At 63.5% G+C, this 18654-nt stretch carries 19 protein-coding genes and 1 tRNA gene; 11 read left to right on the top strand and 9 right to left on the bottom strand.

Annotated elements, in window-relative coordinates; translation table 11 throughout:
* Positions 1-44: 44 nt before the first annotated feature.
* From ppdK to ENE74_RS11940, 3 genes are all read left to right on the top strand, one after another.
* Entirely contained in the window at positions 45-2756 is a 2712-nt protein-coding gene (gene ppdK / locus ENE74_RS11950) for a pyruvate, phosphate dikinase (RefSeq protein ID WP_127691131.1), read from the top strand.
* 219 nt (positions 2757-2975) lie between these two features.
* Positions 2976-3052: transfer RNA gene (locus tag ENE74_RS11945), tRNA-Arg, on the top strand.
* A 330-nt stretch (positions 3053-3382) separates the two neighbouring features.
* Positions 3383-3850 (top strand): PilZ domain-containing protein, encoded by a 468-nt coding sequence (locus tag ENE74_RS11940; protein ID WP_164847459.1) that lies wholly within the window; start codon positions 3383-3385, stop codon positions 3848-3850.
* A gap of 4 nt (positions 3851-3854) precedes the next feature.
* Here ENE74_RS11940 and ENE74_RS11935 read toward each other — a convergent pair whose 3' ends face one another.
* On the bottom strand, positions 3855-4823 hold the full coding sequence (locus ENE74_RS11935) for a magnesium and cobalt transport protein CorA (RefSeq protein ID WP_127691129.1): 969 nt from the start codon (positions 4821-4823) through the stop codon (positions 3855-3857).
* Between the two features lie 190 nt (positions 4824-5013).
* On the opposite strand from ENE74_RS11935, the gene ENE74_RS11930 reads away from it, so the two are divergent.
* On the top strand, positions 5014-5730 hold the full coding sequence (locus ENE74_RS11930; protein ID WP_127691128.1) for a glutathione binding-like protein: 717 nt from the start codon (positions 5014-5016) through the stop codon (positions 5728-5730).
* Between the two features lie 90 nt (positions 5731-5820).
* Positions 5821-6078 carry a DUF6356 family protein gene (locus ENE74_RS11925; RefSeq protein WP_206517693.1) on the top strand — a complete coding sequence of 86 codons (258 nt, stop codon included), beginning with the start codon at positions 5821-5823 and terminating at the stop codon, positions 6076-6078.
* A 471-nt stretch (positions 6079-6549) separates the two neighbouring features.
* Here the strand turns inward: ENE74_RS11925 and ENE74_RS11915 are convergent, their stop codons facing one another.
* From ENE74_RS11915 to ENE74_RS11890, 6 genes are all read right to left on the bottom strand, one after another.
* Entirely contained in the window at positions 6550-6771 is a 222-nt protein-coding gene (locus tag ENE74_RS11915) for a hypothetical protein (protein WP_127691127.1), read from the bottom strand.
* A gap of 59 nt (positions 6772-6830) precedes the next feature.
* Complete coding sequence (locus tag ENE74_RS11910) at positions 6831-8105, bottom strand: N-succinylarginine dihydrolase (RefSeq protein ID WP_127691126.1); 1275 nt, start codon at positions 8103-8105, stop codon at positions 6831-6833.
* Position 8106: 1 nt separating this feature from the next.
* Positions 8107-9123: an arginine N-succinyltransferase gene (locus ENE74_RS11905; protein ID WP_164847458.1), complete on the bottom strand. Its 1017-nt coding sequence runs from the start codon at positions 9121-9123 to the stop codon at positions 8107-8109.
* 136 nt (positions 9124-9259) lie between these two features.
* Positions 9260-10480: a hydrolase gene (locus tag ENE74_RS11900; RefSeq protein WP_127691125.1), complete on the bottom strand. Its 1221-nt coding sequence runs from the start codon at positions 10478-10480 to the stop codon at positions 9260-9262.
* Positions 10481-10537: 57 nt separating this feature from the next.
* On the bottom strand, positions 10538-11497 hold the full coding sequence (locus ENE74_RS11895; RefSeq protein ID WP_127691124.1) for a DUF481 domain-containing protein: 960 nt from the start codon (positions 11495-11497) through the stop codon (positions 10538-10540).
* An 88-nt stretch (positions 11498-11585) separates the two neighbouring features.
* The gene (locus ENE74_RS11890) at positions 11586-12083 is read right to left on the bottom strand and encodes an RNA pyrophosphohydrolase (RefSeq protein WP_241241959.1); all 498 of its coding nucleotides are present in this window, start codon (positions 12081-12083) and stop codon (positions 11586-11588) included.
* A gap of 85 nt (positions 12084-12168) precedes the next feature.
* Here ENE74_RS11890 and ENE74_RS11885 point away from each other — a divergent pair, with 85 nt between their 5' ends.
* From ENE74_RS11885 to ENE74_RS11875, 3 genes are read left to right on the top strand one after another with little or no spacing between them, the layout of a single operon-like run.
* Positions 12169-13080, top strand: coding sequence for a histone deacetylase family protein (locus ENE74_RS11885; RefSeq protein ID WP_127691122.1), 912 nt, complete (start codon positions 12169-12171; stop codon positions 13078-13080).
* Positions 13077-14459, top strand: coding sequence for a cryptochrome/photolyase family protein (locus ENE74_RS11880; protein WP_127691121.1), 1383 nt, complete (start codon positions 13077-13079; stop codon positions 14457-14459). Before ENE74_RS11885 ends, ENE74_RS11880 begins: the two co-directional genes overlap by 4 nt.
* Before the next feature lie 35 nt (positions 14460-14494).
* Positions 14495-15760 (top strand): SAM-dependent methyltransferase, encoded by a 1266-nt coding sequence (locus ENE74_RS11875; protein WP_127691120.1) that lies wholly within the window; start codon positions 14495-14497, stop codon positions 15758-15760.
* A 16-nt stretch (positions 15761-15776) separates the two neighbouring features.
* Here ENE74_RS11875 and ENE74_RS11870 read toward each other — a convergent pair whose 3' ends face one another.
* Together ENE74_RS11870 and ENE74_RS11865 are read right to left on the bottom strand one after the other, a co-directional pair.
* Positions 15777-16178, bottom strand: a complete 402-nt coding sequence (locus ENE74_RS11870; RefSeq protein ID WP_127691119.1) for a type II toxin-antitoxin system death-on-curing family toxin — start codon at positions 16176-16178, stop codon at positions 15777-15779.
* Positions 16175-16402 (bottom strand): AbrB/MazE/SpoVT family DNA-binding domain-containing protein, encoded by a 228-nt coding sequence (locus tag ENE74_RS11865; RefSeq protein WP_127691118.1) that lies wholly within the window; start codon positions 16400-16402, stop codon positions 16175-16177. Before ENE74_RS11865 ends, ENE74_RS11870 begins: the two co-directional genes overlap by 4 nt.
* Before the next feature lie 225 nt (positions 16403-16627).
* Between ENE74_RS11865 and rpsM the strand changes: the two genes are divergently transcribed.
* From rpsM to ENE74_RS11850, 3 genes are all read left to right on the top strand, one after another.
* Positions 16628-16996, top strand: a complete 369-nt coding sequence (rpsM, locus tag ENE74_RS11860) for a 30S ribosomal protein S13 (protein WP_127691117.1) — start codon at positions 16628-16630, stop codon at positions 16994-16996.
* Between the two features lie 69 nt (positions 16997-17065).
* On the top strand, positions 17066-17455 hold the full coding sequence (gene rpsK, locus ENE74_RS11855) for a 30S ribosomal protein S11 (protein WP_127691116.1): 390 nt from the start codon (positions 17066-17068) through the stop codon (positions 17453-17455).
* 113 nt (positions 17456-17568) lie between these two features.
* The gene (locus ENE74_RS11850; RefSeq protein WP_127691115.1) at positions 17569-18633 is read left to right on the top strand and encodes a DNA-directed RNA polymerase subunit alpha; all 1065 of its coding nucleotides are present in this window, start codon (positions 17569-17571) and stop codon (positions 18631-18633) included.
* The last annotated feature ends 21 nt before the right edge of the window (positions 18634-18654 follow it).

The raw sequence follows: 18654 nt of genomic DNA, 5'->3' as shown, positions 1-18654 counted from the left end.
TGCAGCGCACCATGCGCGCAACGACCCAGTGCAGAGGGATGAGCATGGCGACCGTTATCGACACCACCGGCGGAACCACCAAATCGGGGGAGCCGCGCTACGTCTATCGCTTCGGCGGCGGCGTGGATGACGGGGGGAAGGGCGACAAGAACCTGCTGGGCGGCAAGGGCGCGAACCTCGATGGCATGGCCTCCATCGGCCTGCCCGTGCCGCCGGGCTTCACGATCACGACCGAAATGTGCACCCGCTATTATGTCGACGGCGAAGTCTTCCCCGACAGCCTGCGCGCCGAAGTGGCCAGCGGGATTGCGCATATCGAAGGCGTGACGGGCAAAAAGTTCGGCGACAAGGCGGACCCGCTGCTGGTCTCCGTCCGTTCCGGCGCGCGAGTCTCCATGCCTGGCATGATGGACACGGTGCTGAACCTGGGTCTCAACGACGAGACGGTCGAGGGACTGGCGGCGGCTTCGGGCGATGCGCGCTTCGCGTGGGACAGCTATCGCCGGTTCATCCAGATGTATTCGGATGTGGTGCTGGAGCTGGACCATGGCGCGTTCGAGGAGGCGCTGGAAATCGCCAAGGAAGATCATGGCTATACGCTCGATACCGAATTGAGCGCCGCAGACTGGAAGGCGCTGGTCGGCGAGTATAAAAAGATCGTGCTCGACCAGTGGAAGAAGCCTTTCCCGCAGGATGTGCACGATCAGCTCTGGGGTGCGATCAGCGCCGTTTTCGGAAGCTGGCAGGCGGACCGGGCGAAAGTCTATCGTCGTCTGAACGATATTCCGGGCGACTGGGGCACGGCGGTCAACGTGCAGGCAATGGTGTTCGGCAATATGGGCGACACTTCGGCGACAGGCGTCGCCTTCACGCGCGATCCCTCGACCGGCGAGAATGTCTATTATGGCGAGTTCCTGATCAACGCGCAGGGCGAGGATGTCGTCGCGGGCATCCGCACACCGCAATATCTGACGAAGGCGGCGCGCGAACGGGCCGGGGCCAAGGCGGCGTCTATGGAAGAGGCGATGCCGGAAACCTATGCCGAGCTGGCGCGGGTGTTCCAGATTCTCGAACAGCATTATCGCGACATGCAGGACATCGAGTTCACGGTCCAGCAGGGCAAGCTGTGGATGCTCCAGACGCGATCGGGCAAGCGCACGGCGAAGGCGGCACTCAAGATGGCCGTCGACATGGCGGGCGAGGGGCTGATTACGCAGGAGGAAGCGGTGGCGCGCGTCGATCCGTCGGCGCTCGACCAGTTGCTGCATCCCACGCTGGACCCCGCGGCGGAACGCGACGTGCTGACCAAGGGGCTTCCCGCTTCGCCGGGTGCGGCATCCGGCATCGTCGTGTTCGACGCGGACACGGCGGAGCGGCGCAACGAAATGGGTGACGCGGTGATCCTGGTGCGTACCGAAACGTCGCCGGAGGACATTCACGGGATGCATGCGGCCAAGGGCATATTGACCGCGCGCGGTGGCATGACCAGCCATGCGGCGGTGGTGGCGCGCGGCATGGGGCGCCCCTGCGTGTCGGGCGCGGGTAGCCTGTCGATCGATGCGAAGGCCAAGATCTTGCGCGTTGCCGGCCGCGAGCTGGTGGAAGGCGATATCGTGACGATCGACGGATCGACCGGCGAAGTCATGTCCGGCGCGGTGCCCACCGTTCAGCCGGAGCTGGCAGGCGATTTCGGAACCTTGATGGTGTGGGCGGACAAGGTGCGCCGCCTGAAGGTCCGCGCCAATGCCGAAACGCCGCTCGACTGCAAGACGGCGCGGGAGTTTGGCGCGGAAGGCGTTGGCCTGTGCCGCACCGAACATATGTTCTTCGACGCGGCGCGCATCACCGCGGTGCGGCAGATGATCCTGGCGGACAGCGAGAAGGGCCGCCGGGAGGCGCTGGACAGGCTGCTGCCCGAACAGCGCAGCGATTTCACCGAGATATTCCTGGTGATGGCGGGACTACCCGTCACCATCCGCCTGCTCGATCCGCCGCTGCACGAGTTTCTGCCGCATGAGGAAGCCGAGTTCGAGGATGTGGCGACGGCGGCGGGCGTCGGCATCGACGTGCTCAAGCGGCGGGCGTCGGAGCTGCACGAACTGAACCCGATGCTGGGGCATCGCGGCTGCCGCCTGGGCGTCACCTATCCCGAAATCTACGAGATGCAGGCGCGCGCCATTTTCGAGGCGGCGATCGATGTGGAGGAGCATAGCGGCACCGCGCCGATCCCCGAAATCATGATCCCGCTGGTCGCGACCGCGAAGGAGCTGGAGCTGATGAAGGCGATCGTCGATGCGCAGGCCAAGGCGGTGTTCGCCGAGCGGGGCACGACGATCGAATATCTGGTCGGCACCATGATCGAGCTGCCGCGCGCGGCGCTGAAAGCCGGGGAAATCGCGCAATCGGCCGAGTTCTTCTCGTTCGGCACCAACGACCTGACGCAGACGACCATCGGCATCAGTCGCGACGATGCCAGCCGCTTCCTGGGCACCTATGTCGACAAGGGCATCTTCCCGCGCGACCCCTTCGTCAGCATCGACGTGGAGGGCGTGGGCGAACTGATCCAGATCGCCGCCGAGCGCGGGCGCGAGACGCGGCCCGAGATCAAGCTGGGCATTTGCGGCGAACATGGCGGCGATCCGGCCTCCATCGCTTTCTGCGAGGCGACCGGTCTCGATTATGTCTCCGCCTCGCCCTATCGTGTGCCGATCGCGCGGTTGGCGGCGGCGCAAGCGGCGCTGAAGGCGCGGGGATAAACAAAGCGCCAGTAAGCCGTGTTGTAAGCTGTTTTTTGTTCCCCTGCGAAAGCAGGGGCCCAGGGCAGCAAGAGATGGCATTTCGGTCCCTGGACCCCTGCTTTCGCAGGGGAACTGCTTTTTGGTTTTACGATAACCATTATCGGCAATAAAACGCGCAGAACCGTAAAAGGGGGTTGCCAGAACAGGCGACCCCTTCTATCTGCGCACTTCCCTGACGCACCCGTAGCTCAGCTGGATAGAGCATCAGACTACGAATCTGAGGGCCGGGCGTTCGAATCGCTCCGGGTGCACCAGGGACCTCCCCTGGCGCAGGGTCAAAAAAGCCGGACCATTATGGTCCGGCTTTTTTCACATAACCGTCAAAATCCCGCTTCCGGCCTCTTGTCAACGCCGGTGGATGCGATACTCTGAGCCGATAATAAGGTCGTCGGAGAGAGGCCATGGCACACGGGTCAGCATTTTCTTCCGCGTTCGGCATGGACGCGTCGCATCGGATACATGCCGGGGCAAAGGCTTTCGCCCCCAACATCATCCCTCCGCATCCTTCATTGCGCGGCGGTGGTCTAAACGCTTTGGAAACCAACGGGCTGCTAAGGGACAGCGACAACCCTTGGAGCATCGCCGTGGCCAAACCGTCCGTCTATCAGCCCGAAGCCGCGTCGCTGGACGTGCAGGCGCGCAAGCTGCCGCGAAAGCCGCTGTTCCTGCGCATCGCCGATAGCGGACCGGACAGCGCGATCATCATGGACATTTCGGTGGGCGGCGCGCTCATCCGCACGTCGCAGCCGCTGAACGTCGATGATGTCGTCTCGATCACTCTGCCGCACGGTCCGCTGGCCGAGGCGCGCGTGACGTGGAGCAACGGCCCGCTGGCGGGATGCCAGTTCGTCACGCCGATCAGCGAAGCGACCGTCAGCGCCGCCCTGCTGAAATCCGACCCGGTGCCGGCCGACATGACGCCGCGGGCGCTGGCCGAGGCGGCTTATGTCGATGCACCGGACCCGCACCGCATGGCGCTGGGCGTGCCGGTCATCCTCGGTTCGTCGCTGCTGCTGTGGGGCATGATCGCCGGAGTGGTTGCGCTGTTCTGACCGATCAGAGCCAGCCGACACGCCTGAAGCGGACATAAAGCGCCGTACAGATCAGCGTGATGACCGCCAGTACGACGAAATAGCCATATTGTGTCTTGAGTTCGGGCATATGTTCGAAGTTCATGCCGTAGATGCCGGCGATGGCGGTCGGCACCGCGAGGATCGCGGCCCAGGCGGCTAGCTGCCGGGTGATGGCACCTTGCCGCTGCTGTTCCAGCAATGTGCTGACTTCAAAGACCGACGTCAGGACTTCACGCAAACCGCCGGTCATATGCTCGACCCGACGCACATGATCGAGCACGTCGCGGAAATAGGGCCGCGTTTCGGCATCGACACAGGGCATGTCGAGATTGACGAGCTTGCTGCAAAGTTCCCCCATCGGTCCTACGATCCGTTGAAACCGGATAAGCTCACGCCGTAGTGCGAAGATGCGCGTCACGTCGTCGCGCTGGAGAAAGACGTCCATCGCCCGCTGTTCAATGGCGAGCACTTCCTCCTCGATCGATTCGACGATCGGCAGATAGCCATCGACAATGAAGTCGAGGATCGCGTGCAGAACATAATCGACGCCATGGGTGAGCAAGCTGGGTGCCGCCTCCAGATGCGTGCGCAGGTCGGTATGGGCGCGGGCCGAACCGTGACGGACCGAGATGATATGGTGAGGGCCGACGAAGATCGCCGTTTCGCCATAAGCGATCGCTTCACCCTCCAGATGCGCCGTGCGGGCGACCACGAAGAGCTGGTCACCATAAACATCGACCTTCGGCATCTGATGCGCCTTCAGCGCATCCTCGATCGCCAGCGGATGCAGGCCGAATTGGCGTTGCAGCGTGCGCAGTTCGCCTTCCGACGGTTCGAACAGGCCGATCCAGACAAACTCTGAATGCCCGTCCCGGCAGGGGCTGGCTTCGTCGATCGCGATGGGGCGGACACGCTCGCCGTTCCGGTAGAGATATGCGGCAACGACGGTCACGCCCTGTCCTTCGCAAGATTTTCTTGTGCCCCGCGTAGCAGAAGGGGCAAGACGCGCAAATCCTTACCTTTGCTGTGTGGCAGTCTGGCGGGCAGGGGCAGGGGCGGCTTGAATAGCTTGGCATGGAACCCGATGTGCGCGGCACCGGCGCGTTCCTGTCGTGTCGCGCCCTGAATAGGAGGCTTTCCTGATGATCGACCTTTATTACTGGACGACGCCCAACGGCCACAAGATCACGCTGTTCCTGGAGGAGGCGGGGCTGGATTATACGATCCACCCGATCAATATCGGCAAGGGCGATCAGTTCGGCGCAGAGTTTCTTGCAATCGCGCCGAACAACCGCATTCCCGCCATCGTCGATCAGGCCCCTGCCGACGGCGGGGCACCGGTTTCGCTGTTCGAATCGGGCGCGATCCTCCTCTATCTGGCGGAAAAGACCGGCCAGTTCATTCCCGCCGACGTGCAGGGCCGTGCCGAAGTACTGCAATGGCTGTTCTGGCAGATGGGCGGGCTTGGCCCGATGGCCGGGCAGAACCATCATTTCAGCCGCTATGCCGCCGAGAAAATCCCCTATGCGATCGACCGCTATGTGAAGGAAACCAATCGCCTTTATGGCGTGCTGAACAAGCGGCTGGCGGATCGCCCGTTCGTCGCGGGCGCGGCGTATTCGATTGCGGACATGGCGATCTACCCCTGGATCGTGCCTTATGAAGCGCAGGGACAGGACCTCAATGACTTTCCGCATCTCAAGCGGTGGTTCGCGGCGATAGCAGAGCGACCGGCGACGGTGCGGGCTTATGAAAAGGCGCTGGAGATCAATCCCGACGCGCCGGGCATCCGCACCGAGGAGGAGCGCAGGATCTTGTTCGGGCAGACCGCAAAAGTGACGGAATCGACGAAAAACTGACGATGGCCGTTCCGGCTCTGGCCCTTGGCCCGCCTGACGGTTATGCTGCATCGCACAGTATCCGTTCGCCTGAGGGACCAGAGCCGCATCATGTTCCAGTCGTTTTTTCTCGATCATCCGCGTCGCGTTGGCGAAACTTATTGGGGCCATGCGCGCACCGCCGGATCGTTCGGCCTGCGGATGGTCGGCGGTGGGATCGCCTGCATCATCCACGGCCTACTGCCCAATTGCTTTGTGAAGACCGGCAGCACGACGGTGCGTACCCTCTACGGTGAGATGCAGCCGCGCAGCGACCGCGCCGCGGGCATGGTGCCACCGCCGCAATTCTTGCCGGAATATGAGATTTGAGGGAAGGGACGGGCGCAACCTCCCCAGATAATTGGTCACCCTGAACTTGTTTGGCATCTCGACCTTTCGAGCAAGTACAATAAGGTTCGCCCGCGAAAGCGGGGGTCCAGGGCCGCACGGAGCAGCAATTTGGACCCTGGACCCCTGCTTGCGCAGGGGAACAAACCTACATGCTCGAAGCGGATAATCGCCAACTCGTTGCAGGGTCCATTGGCTCTGACCTATGGGCGTCATTTCCAAGTCAGAGCTAGCGGATGCTGCAACACGTTCACCCCTCCCGGCCGTGCAATACGCTTGCCCTTTGTCCGGCTGGTCAGGTGGAATTGACCGCAGCGATCGCATCGATAGGGACGAAGGGCGAGGTCGGCGCGGCTGACGGCGGCCTGGGCCGCATCTTCCAGTGTGGGATAACGCCGCTTGCGCAGGCAGATGCTCAGCCGCGTCCGCGTCACGACGACCGGGTGGACGGGATCAGAACTGCCAGCGCCGCCGCATATCGACGGCATCGATAATCATGCCGCCTGCCATGAACACCGCACCGGTGCAGGCCAGAGCGAGCAGATAGCCACCGACACCGGGATATTGGTGAATGTAGGTCATGCCGCGTTCCGTCGCGCCAAGCGCGAGCGCGTAGATCACCAGAAACGCCTCGAACTTGGTCTTGATCGTGAAGAGGCGCTTGATCGTCTGCATGGCTGTCCATTGTCCGGCGGCGGCTGTCGGCCGACGGAAGGCCCCCTGGGGCAGACCCGTCAGTCCGTTTGACCGTCAACACACAGGTCGCGCGAAAGCTGCAAATGGTCAACGAGCGTTAACCACGATTGTTCGACTTTTGCGACGAGTGCGGGATCGCCCAGGTCGGACGGAGCAATCTGTTCGGGCCAGTGCGCCTCGATGACCGCTGCGATACCGTCGAGTTTGGCGTCGGTAACGAGGAAGCGGTCGTCGATGTCGAGCGGATCGGCGACGACGCGCAGGCGCAGGCAGGCGGGGCCACCGCCGTTCGCCATCGATTGTCGCACATCGACCGGGATGACCTGCCGGATCGGCCCGTTGCCCGCCAGCATCGCCTGAAGCCAGGCCCAGACCGACGGTGTCGCCTGCGTTTCGGTCGGCACGATCAGCGCCATGCCGCCGCCTTTGGGCAAGGTCACCAACTGCGCGTTGAACAGATAGCTTTTGATCGCATCGGCCAGGCTGACGGCATCGGCGGGCACTTCGACAATCTCGACAGACGGCATGATGCGGCGTAGGTCCGCAAAGAAGCGGTCGCGGTCGGCAAAGGCCTGTGCATGGGTGAAGAGGACGCGCTCGTTGGCGACGGCGACGACATCATTGTGGAAAGCACCGGCGGCAATGGCTTCCTCCGATTGCTCCACAAACAGCGTACGCGCGGGATCCAGGCCGTGGAGCCGGGCGACGGCCTTGCTCGCCTCGATATGCTGGCGTGCGGGGAAAGGGCCGCCGGATCGGCCGTAGACGAACACTTCCACGCCCGGCGCGCCATGATGGTCGCACAGCCGCATATGGTTCGCCGCGCCTTCATCGCCGAATGGGGCGGGCACCGGGCCATGGACCACGAAACGGCCCGATCCGAAGGCGATGCGCAACTGGCGCAACGTGTGCGGCCATTCGTGGCTGCGGTGCGGCATGGTGACGAGATTGGCGACAGTCAGATGGCATTTGCCGTCGGCCGTATCGGTGGCGGGGGAGACCGTCGCGGCATTGGCCGCCCACATCGACGAGGCCGAAAAAGCGGCGGCGCGCATATGCGGTTCGGCCTGCGCCATGGCTGTGCCGAGGCTGGCCAGCCAGGCGACATCCGGGCGACGTTGCGGCAGGAAAATGCCCTGACGCAGGCCAAGCGCAATGTTGGCACGCATCTTGGCAATCCCTTCGAGCGCGGCGCGGCGCGGGAAGGAAGGTGTGCCTGCATTATCGGCGGAGGCAAGATTGCCCAGGCTGAGCCCTGCATAATTGTGGCTGGGACCGATGATCCCGTCGAAATTGATTTCCGTTACCGCCATGTCAGCGCCCCGCCATCGTGAATATGTCGCCCGGTGCCAGTCCCAGCAGCGCGATGCTCGCCTCGTCCAGCGCGACGGAGCCGTCGGCTACTTCGATGACCTGTCCGTAGGCGCAGCGATAGTCGGCAAGGCGTCCGCACGCCACCAGCATCCGTGTGCCCTTTTCCCGATGCGCGCCGGACAGAGTGACGTCGCGCGCCTCCGCCACGGTGCGCAGGGCATCGACTTGCCCGACCATCGTCGGGCCGCCGTCGAAGATGTCGACATAGCCGCTGTTCACAAATCCCTCGCCTTCCAGCATCCGCATCGCCGCGCGGCCGTTGGGGTGGGGCAGGCCGATGACCGAACGGGCATGATCGGTCAGCATGGCGGTGTAGATCGGCGTCTTGGGCATCAGATCGGCGATGAACTGATAGCCGTTGATCGCATTGAACTCATCGGCTTCCTGAAAGCTCATGCCGAAGAAGCGGCCGGCCAGCCCGTCCCAGAACGGCGATCCTCCGGCCTCGTCGATCACGCCGCGCAATTCCGCGATCACCCGTTCACCGAAGCGGGCGCGGTGGGCGCGCATGTACAGGTAGCGGCAGCGGGCCAGCAGCAGGCCCAGCCCTTCCGCGCGCTCCCGCGGGTGCAGGAACAGGCCGCCGACTTCGCTCGACCCTTCCAGATCGGTCGTCAGTGTCAGCATTTCGGCGCGGAAGGTACGGCCCAGCTCACGGCTGTGTTGGGTAAGCGTGCCCAGGCGATAGGAATAGAACGGATGTTTCTGCCCGACTTCGCTGAAAATCTGGCATGTGCCGCGCACCTGGCCCGTGTCGCTGTTTTCCAGCACCAGGACGATCAACTCATCCTCCACCGTCTCGTCGGGCCGGGCGAGCGCCTGTGCCGTGCGCTCCAGCTTCGCGGACAGCGACGTGCGATCGGGCGGCAGATTGGTAAAGCCCCCGCCTGTCAGCTTTGCCATCTCGTACAGCGTCTGAAGATCGTCCGGGCGGGCCGGTCGCATGAAGAAAGTCACTCTGTTCCCCTATGATATCTCGCGCTTTTTATACTGGTCGCCCTGAGCTTGTCGAAGAGCAGGCCCGAACGGCGTGAAGGCACTTCGCTTCGCTCAGTGGAGGGCTTTGACAAGCTCAGCCCGAACGGTGGGAAAACTAGTCATGATTGGCAAGCCGCATCAGTGCCAGCGCGGAAAGCGCCGCGCGTTCGGGCAGACTTTCGGTAAGGAGATATTCCTCCGCGCTGTGGATGCTGCCGCCGCGTGCGCCCATGGTATCGACCACCGGCACGCCGCAAGCGGCGATATTGTTCCCGTCGCACACGCCGCCGGTGTCCTTCCAGCCGATGGAAAGACCAAGGTCCGCGCCGCATTGCTGCACCAGGCCGAAGAGGCGTTGGGCCCGGTCGTCCATTGGCTTGGGCGGGCGGCCGAAACTGCCATGGCGGTGAATCACGACATCATGCGCCAGCGCCACGTCGGCGATGACCTGATCGAGCAGCGCGCTGGCGGCGGCTTCGTCGGCTGGCGTGCGCGGCCGGAAATTGACGCGCAACACGGCCTGATCGGGCACAACATTGTTGGGACTGCCGCCGTCGATGCGCGCCGGATTGCAGGAAAATCCGCGGCCGTCGGGCGTTATGCCGCTGGCCGCCTTCAGCCGCAGGGCGATGTCGGCGGCGGCGAGCAGGGCATTGCGTCCATCCTCCGGGTTGCGGCCCGCGTGGGCGCTGCGGCCGAACACGATGATCGAGAAATTGCCGCTGCCTGCGCGGGCACCCGCCAGGGTGCCGTCCGGCAGAGCGGACGGTTCGTAGGTGAACGCCGCCTGCTTGCCCCGCGCCAGCCGGGCAATCAGCGCCGCGGAGGAGGGGCTGCCCACTTCCTCGTCGCTGTTCAGAATGACGTCATAGCCGATTCTTGCGGCATCCGGGCTGCGCTCCAGCGCGACAAGGGCGGCGAGCATCACGGCGATCCCGCCTTTCATGTCGGCGACACCCGGCCCGTTGAGGACGCCCGGTTCCAGCCAGCGCAGCGTCTGAAAACTGTCTTCGGCGCCGAAAACCGTATCCATATGCCCGGTCAGCAGGATTTGCACCGGTGCGTCGGGGCGGACCGACAGGTGAATATGACGACCATGATCGCGCGGATAGATGCCCCCGTCCGCACCCACGGCGTCCACCGGCGCAGGATCGACGAGGGTCAGAGCGCCCGGCAGCACGGCAAAAGCGTCCGCCAGCAGTCCCGCCATCTGCGCCAGACCGGCCAGATTGCGCGATCCGCTGTTCACCGCCGCCCAGCGTTCCACCTGCGCGAGCATCGGCGCGGCGGCGGCCGCTTCGATCACGGCCTGCTCGGATAGGGATATCGCGCTCATCGACGGGAGCCTAACAGAGGGAACCGGCCGCCTCCACCCCCGGCACCCGGCCAATGGTCAGAAATCGTAGATCAGCGTGACCTTGCTCAATGTATCGGTGCGGCCCGGGGTCAGAATCGTCTCGGCCTCACGCTGCACATTATAGGACAGCCGCGCCGTCACCCGCGATACCACGCGCGCGTCGAGCGATGTGAGCAAGGTCGCGCTGCGCAGGTCATCCTCCAGATAGGCGGACCCGTTTTGCCGGAAAGTGACCGCTGGCGTCAGCTTCCACGCCAGATCATAGGAGGACCGGGCACCCAGCTTGCTTTCCGCGTCATCGAGCGTGTAGTCCACGATGCGCAGCGATGGGCCGACATTGACCGACAGGTCCAGAGCCTTGTCCTGCACCAGCCGGTAGCCGACGCCCACCGACGCGCTGTAGCGGCTGTCATAACCCAGGAACGGATCGCGCTCGAACTGGCCAAGACCATAGGCATAGCCGGACGGATCGAACTGATAACGACCCTCGTAGGACCCCACGAAGCGTTCGCGCGAGGTGGCACCGTTGGCGCGGCGGTAATCGGCGCTGCCCTGCAACTTGTGCAGCCAGTGCAGCCCTTGCCGCTGGAGGCTGATGCCTGCGCTGATGCCGATTTCCTCGGTACTGCCGGTGGACAGAAAGCCGCCCAGTTCGCCACGCCCTTTCCACAGCGCCAGCATGTTTGGATCGCTCAGCGTTTCCAGCCGGGCGGCTTCCACCTTTGCCCTGTGGGCATTCACCATGGCGGCGATTTCGGCGGCCGCCTGTGGATTGGTCTGCCGCGCAATCTTTGCAATCGCACTGATATCGCCTTCATTGCCGCTGGCGATTGCGGCTTCCAGCATCTGGCGCACCGGTTCGGCGAGCGGCGGCGGGGCGGGAGAGGGCGCCGGGGCGATCGGCTGTGCCTGTGCGTCCTGTGCCTGCGCGCCCTGCGGAAGGACGAGTGCCGCGCAGATCAATACGAAGGCAGAGGCGGCGTGTGTGGGAGGCATGGCTGCATCCTACAGCCTTTGCGCCACTTTTGAACCCGGTTGATCGGTCTGCGCTGTCGTTCCGGCGCAAAAGCCGCGATCGATGCCATCAAATGAGATGGCCAAACTCTTTCAGGAGATCGCGATAGAGCTTTTTCTTGAACGGGACGATGAGGTCCGGCAGGCTTTCGGGTGGCGTCCACTTCCATGCGCGAAACTCGGGATGCGCTGTCGCGATGTTGATATCGGCGTCCGTCCCGCCGAAGCGGGCGAGATACCATATCTGCCGCTGCCCGCGATATTTTCCGCCCCATATCTGCCCGACGAGTTCGTCCGGCAGATCATAGAAATGCTCGTCCTTCGTCTGCGCGATGATGTTGACATGATCGGGAACGATGCCGGTTTCCTCGCCCAGCTCTCGCAGGGCGGCAGTACGCGGATCTTCGCCGGGATCGATGCCACCCTGCGGCATCTGCCAGGCCTCCACCTTGTTATCCAGCCGCTGGCCGACGAAGACATGGCCATCCATGTTCACCAGCATGATGCCGACGCAGGGACGATAGGGCAGGTCGGGCACTTTGGGCATAAGCGTCTTGTCTCTGAACATCCGCATGATGCGGCAGGATAATGTTGGACGCAGAAAAAGAATCGGCGCAAAGCCGACATTCCCTGTTGATGGCTAGATAAGCTGCATGTTCCCGCTCGTCCATCATTCCGATTACAGTTTGCGGCAGGATGCAGGCGCATCCGGGAACAGCCGCTTTCCATGGGACAAATACAGTCTTGTCCGCGACTTGCTGCGCGCGGACCCCACGCCGCCGGTCGAGCATGATGCACCGCTGATGCCGCGCAACTGGATAGAGGCGGTGCATGCGGCCGATTATGTCGATCAGGTGCTGACTGCCAGCGTGCCGCCGGAAAAGGCCCGGCGGATCGGCTTTCCGATTACGCCCGCGCTCGCCCGCCGGGCGTTGCGCACCAGCGGCGGCACATGGGAAGCCGCGCGGATCGCGCTGGAACGCGGCTATGCCGCCAATGGGGCCGGCGGCAGTCATCATGCGCTGTACGACAGCGGCGCAGGCTATTGTATTTTCAACGACCTGGCGGTCACGGCGCACCGGCTGCTGGCCGAGCGGCGCGTGCGGCATGTCCTGATTGTCGATCTCGACGTGCATCAGGGCGACGGCACGGCGGCGCTGCTGGCGGGGCGGGGGGATGTCACCACCTTTTCCGTCCATGGCGAGCGCAACTTCCCCGTCCGCAAGGCGCAGTCTTCGCTGGATGTCGGCCTGCCCGACGGCGCGGATGACGACGCTTATCTCGACGCCCTGGAAAGACATCTGCCACAGATCATCGATCAGGCGCGGCCGGACATCATCCTGTATCAGGCCGGTGTCGATGCGCATGCCGACGACCGGCTCGGGCGGCTGGCGCTCAGCGATGTTGGCCTTGCTGCGCGCGACAGTCTGGTCGGCGGCGAAGCGCGACGTCGCGGGATCGCGCTGGCGTCGGTGCTTGGTGGCGGCTATGGCGACGATCAACTGGCCATCGCGCGGCGTCATGCCGATGCGATGCGCGTTCTGGCGATGAGTTATTACCGATGAGCAAGGCCAAACCGGTGATCCTGTGGTTGCGCCGCGACCTGCGCCTGGCCGATCAGGCAGCGGTGCTGGCAGCGGCTGAGGCGGGACCGGTCATTCCGGTCTATGTGCTGGATGACGAGACGCCGAGGCATCGCCGGATGGGCGGCGCATCACGCTGGTGGCTGCATCATAGCCTCGCCAGCCTCGATACTGCGCTGCGGGCCAAGGGATCGCGTCTCATCCTGCGCCAAGGTGTGTGCGCCGATGTGCTGACGGACATTGCCAGGGAAACCGGGGTGACGCAGGTCCATGCGCTGCATCATTATGAACCCTGGTGGCGCAACGCCGAAAAATCCTTGGCCAAGGCGCTCGACCTGCATTTGCATCACGGCAATTATCTGGTCCCGCCCGGCAGCATAAGATCGGGCAGCGATCAGCCCTACAAGGTCTATACCCCGTTCATGAAGGCGCTGTGGCCGCACATGCCGCCACCCAAGCCTTTGCCTGCCCCGGATGCGATCGCTGCGCCCGACGCATGGCCGCAGAGCGACACACTTGCCGACTGGAAGCTGCTGCCGACGAAGCCGGATTGGGCAAAAGCTTTTGTGGAGGAATGGACACCGGGCGAAGATGGCGTGGCTGAGCGGGTGGCGGCCTTCCTGCCGCGTGCGAAAGGCTATGCCGAGGCGCGCAACCTGCCATCGGAGGAAGGCTCGTCCCGGCTGTCTGCGCATCTGCATTTCGGCGAGATATCGGTCGCGACCGTCTGGCACGCGGTCAGCGCCGCGCCGGGCGATCATGCGGTTTTCCTCAAGGAACTGGTCTGGCGCGATTATGCCCAGAACATCATCCTCGCCTTTCCCGATTATGGCAAAAGCAACGGCAAGGCGCAGTTCGACGCCATGCCATGGCGCAGCGGCAAGGCGGCAGAGCGGGACATTGCAGCCTGGAAACAGGGGCGCACCGGCTATCCGATCGTGGACGCCGGCATGCGGCAGCTCTGGGCGACGGGCTGGATGCACAACCGGGTGCGGATGATTGCCGCCAGCTTCCTGGTGAAGCATCTGCTGATCGACTGGCGGGTGGGAGAGCAATGGTTCTGGGATACGCTGGTCGACGCCGATTATGGCAACAATCCCGTCAACTGGCAGTGGGTCATGGGCAGCGGCGTGGACGCGAACATGTTCGTGCGGATCATGGCACCGCTGAGCCAGTCGCCTAAGTTCGACGCAGGCGACTATATCCGCCAATGGGTGCCCGAGTTGGCGCATATTCGCGGTGAAGCCGTGCACGATCCCGACGACTATGGCTGTCGCCCCGACGCCTATCCCGCGAAGATCATCGGCCATCGCGATGCGCGGGAGCGGGCGCTGGCCGCGTTCGCGCAGGTCAAGGCCTGATTGATCGTGCAACTGACCTTCGCCTACGGAGCCTTATGAACGCTCAGACTCCCCGGCGTGGCCGCCATCTGGTGACGGCAGGCGGCGCTATCCTGCCTGATGGCGGGATGATGGGTCGGCTTGTTTCAAAACGATTTCATGATGTTATAGATCGCATTGATGCCGGTCTCGCAACTGGATCGCTCGAAGCGCATTTGCCCGATGGGAGCGTGCGCCTGTTGGGCGGGCGGGCCGCAGGGCCGACCTGCATCGTGCATCTGCGCGACTGGCGGGCGCTGGTGCGACTGGCACTGGGCGGATCGGTAGGGTGGTATCGTGCCTGGACGCTGGGCGAATGGAGCAGCCCTGATCCGGTGCCGCTGTTCGCGCTGTTCATGGCCAATGCGCGGACGTTGGGCCAGACGGCGCGCGCGCGGGGTCTGCATCGCTGGGTCGGGAAGGCGGTGCATGTCCTGCGGCGCAACAGCCTTAGGCAGGCGCGTAGCAACATCGCCTTTCACTATGACCTCGGCAACGACTTCTATGCGCTCTGGCTGGACAAGGAATTGCATTATTCCAGTGCCTTGTTCGATGATCCCGCTGAATCGCTTGAGGAAGGCCAGCGACGCAAGGCGGACGCGATCCTGGACCGGCTGACGCTCAAGGATGGTGACCGCCTGCTGGAAATCGGCTGCGGCTGGGGCGCGCTGGGACAGGCGGGCCTGACGCGCGCGGCGATCCATTACGACGGGCTGACGCTTTCGGCCGAACAGCGGGATCATGCTGCGGCGCGTCTTGCCGCTGCGGGCTTTGCCGACCGGGCAACGGTGCATCTCACCGATTATCGCGACGCCACCGGCACTTACGACGCCATTGCCAGCGTCGAGATGGTGGAGGCCGTCGGCCAACGCTACTGGCCCGACTATCTTGCGGCGATCCATCGCCTGCTCAGGCCGGGCGGCCGCGCCGCCTTACAATATATCAGCATCGACGACGCGATTTTCGATGCCTATGCCGCGAGCATCGATTTCATCCAGGCGCATGTCTTTCCCGGCGGTCTGCTGCTGTCGGAAAGCCGCTTTCGCGCGCTGGCGGAGGCGCAGGGCTTCACGTGGCAGGAGCAGCGCAATTTCGGCCAGGATTATGCGCGGACCCTGCGCATCTGGCGGGAACGATTCGATGCAGCAGTCGAGGACGGGCGGCTCTCGGGCAGTTTCGATTCAGGCTTCGTCCAGCTATGGCGCTATTATCTGATGTACTGCGAAGGCGGATTTCGCGGTGGCGGGATCGACGTGGCACAAGTGACGCTGGTGCGGAGGTAGCCGCTGCCTGCCGCCATCAGGCTGCCTTCAACCGCTCACGCAACCACGCCGCCAGCGCATCTTCGGGAAGGTCTCCGGCAGCGAGCGCGAGGACCGTATTGATTGCATCGATCTTGTCGAAAACCAGGGTGCCGCCATTCAGTGCAATAAATAGGCGTGCTGCGATCCACGCCGTCCGTTTGTTGCCATCCACAAATGGGTGGTTGCGCGCAATGCCGAAGGCATAGGCGGCCGCTAGATTGGCCATGTCGTCATCGCCATAGCTCCAGCGGTTCAGCGGCCGCGCCAGCGCGGATTCAAGCAGTCCGATGTCCCGTACGCCCGCCCCGCCGCCATGCTCAGTCAATTGCCGATCGTGGACTGCCAGAATAACATCCTGCGTAACCCATTTCGGTTCGCTGCCGAGAGCATTGGTCACTTTGCCAGGACGCGCAGAATATCACGGTCCGCGCGCATGATATCCTCAGCCAAAGCCATGCTATTTTCAAAGTCCGGGTCGGAAGCCGTCAGGCGCAAGCCGTCCGGGGCCTCGCTGACATACAGATCATCCCCTTGCGCGACATGCAGCCGCGCGAGTATTTCCTTCGGCAGGATGACCCCCGTCGAGTTTCCGATCTTGATGAGTTTCAGCGGCTTGTTCATACGCGGGTTATAACATGCCTGCCGATGTTCGGCAACCGAGGACAGGCCCGATGCCGATGCGCTTGCTTGACAGGCTGACGGCGACTCAGTAAGGGCAGCGCATCCCGACACGGTTGGTAGCGGCAGTGCATTGCACTGGCCGTCTTTTTTGCGTCCGGGGGTTCACATCGACGCTTTGAGATGGGGCGCTGCCACACGCCCCGTGGAGCAGGAGAATAAAGTAACATGGCACGTATTGCGGGCGTCAACATCCCGACCAACAAGCGCGTTATCATTGCGCTTACCTACATTCACGGCATTGGCCGCAAGACCGCCGTCGATATCGCCGACAAGCTGGGCATTGACCAGTCGCGCCGCGTTCAGGATCTGTCGGACGCCGAAGTGCTCCAGATCCGCGAGGCGATCGACGCGAGCTATCAGGTCGAGGGCGATCTGCGCCGTACCACTGCGATGAACATCAAGCGCCTGATGGACCTGGCCTGCTATCGCGGCCTGCGCCATCGCAAGGGCCTGCCGGTTCGCGGTCAGCGTACGCACACCAACGCCCGCACCCGCAAGGGCAAGGCGAAGCCGATCGCCGGCAAGAAGAAGTAAGGCGCTCGCCTGGTCAGCCAGGCTTTTCGAGCACTTTCTTTTTTCCAGTTTTGAGTAGGACACGATACAATGGCACGGGAACCCCAGCGCATTAAGAAGCGGGAGCGCAAGAACATCTCCTCCGGCGTCGCGCATGTGAACGCCAGCTTCAACAACACCATGATCACCATCACCGACGCGCAGGGCAATGCGATTTCCTGGTCGTCGGCAGGCATGATGGGCTTCAAGGGATCGCGCAAATCGACACCTTATGCTGCCCAAGTCTGCGCCGAGGATGCGGGCCGCAAGGCGGCCGAACACGGCGTGCGGACGCTTGAAGTCGAAGTGAAAGGCCCCGGATCGGGTCGTGAATCGGCGCTGCGCGCTTTGCAGGCCGTCGGTTTCACCATCACTTCGATCCGCGACGTGACGCCGATACCGCACAACGGCGTGCGCCCGTCCAAGCGTCGTCGCGTTTAAGGCCAACGCCGTTCTGGTGTGCGGCGGACGCGCCACACATCCAATCTTGAATCGGCCGGGGCACTTCCACTGACGCAGCGGATCGGCCCCCGCCACATTCCCAGGGGAATTACATGACTGTCAACATGAAGAACTGGCAGGAATTGAAGAAGCCGGGCGCGCTTGAAATCAAGGGTGCCGGCGATGGCAAGCGCAAGGCGACATTTGTTGCCGAACCGCTCGAGCGCGGCTTTGGCCTGACGCTCGGCAATGCCCTGCGCCGTGTTCTTCTTTCCTCGCTTCAGGGCGCGGCGGTCACTTCGATCAAGATCGAAAACGTGCTGCACGAGTTTTCCTCGCTCGCCGGCGTGCGCGAGGATGTGACCGACATCGTCCTCAACATCAAGCAGGTCGCGCTGCGGATGGAAGGCGATGGTCCCAAGCGGCTTCAGCTTTCCGCCACCGGCCCTGCCGAAGTGAAGGCAGGCGACATCGCGGTATCCGGCGACATCGAAGTGATGAACCCGGATCTCATCATCTGTCATCTGGACGAAGGCGCGAGCCTGAACATGGAACTGACGGCCGATGTCGGCAAGGGCTATGTCCCTGCCGTCGCCAACCGTCCGGCGGATGCTCCGATCGGCCTGATTCCGGTCGATGCGCTCTATTCGCCCGTGCGTCAGGTGGCCTACAAGGTGGACAACACCCGCGTCGGCCAGGAACTGGACTATGACAAGCTGTCGCTGACGGTCGAAACCGACGGCACTGTGACCCCGGAAGACGCCGTGGCCTACGCCGCGCGCATCCTTCAGGACCAGTTGCAGTTGTTCGTGCATTTCGAGGATGCGCTGCCCAGCGCCGCGCCGTCGTCGGGTGGTCATGCGGTCGCCGCGTCGTCGGAAGGCGAGAGCGACACCAACACGATCAACCGTTATCTTCTCAAGAAGGTCGACGAGCTGGAACTGTCGGTCCGCAGCGCCAACTGCCTCAAGAACGACAACATCATCTACATCGGCGATCTGGTTCAGAAGACCGAGGCGGAAATGCTGCGCACCCCCAATTTCGGCCGCAAGTCGCTGAACGAAATCAAGGAAGTGCTGTCGTCCATGGGTCTGCGCCTCGGCATGGACATCCCCGGCTGGCCGCCAGAGAACATCGAGGAAATGGCCAAGAAGCTGGAGCAGGAACTGCTAGGCTGATCTGCGTCCGTCCACCTGGCC

The organism is Sphingobium algorifonticola, assembly GCF_004005485.1.
In the GTDB taxonomy this organism is placed as follows: Bacteria; Pseudomonadota; Alphaproteobacteria; order Sphingomonadales; family Sphingomonadaceae; genus Sphingobium; species Sphingobium algorifonticola.
The sequence above is the reverse complement of the archived record's forward strand: the minus strand, read 5'-3'. Positions and strand labels throughout refer to the sequence as shown.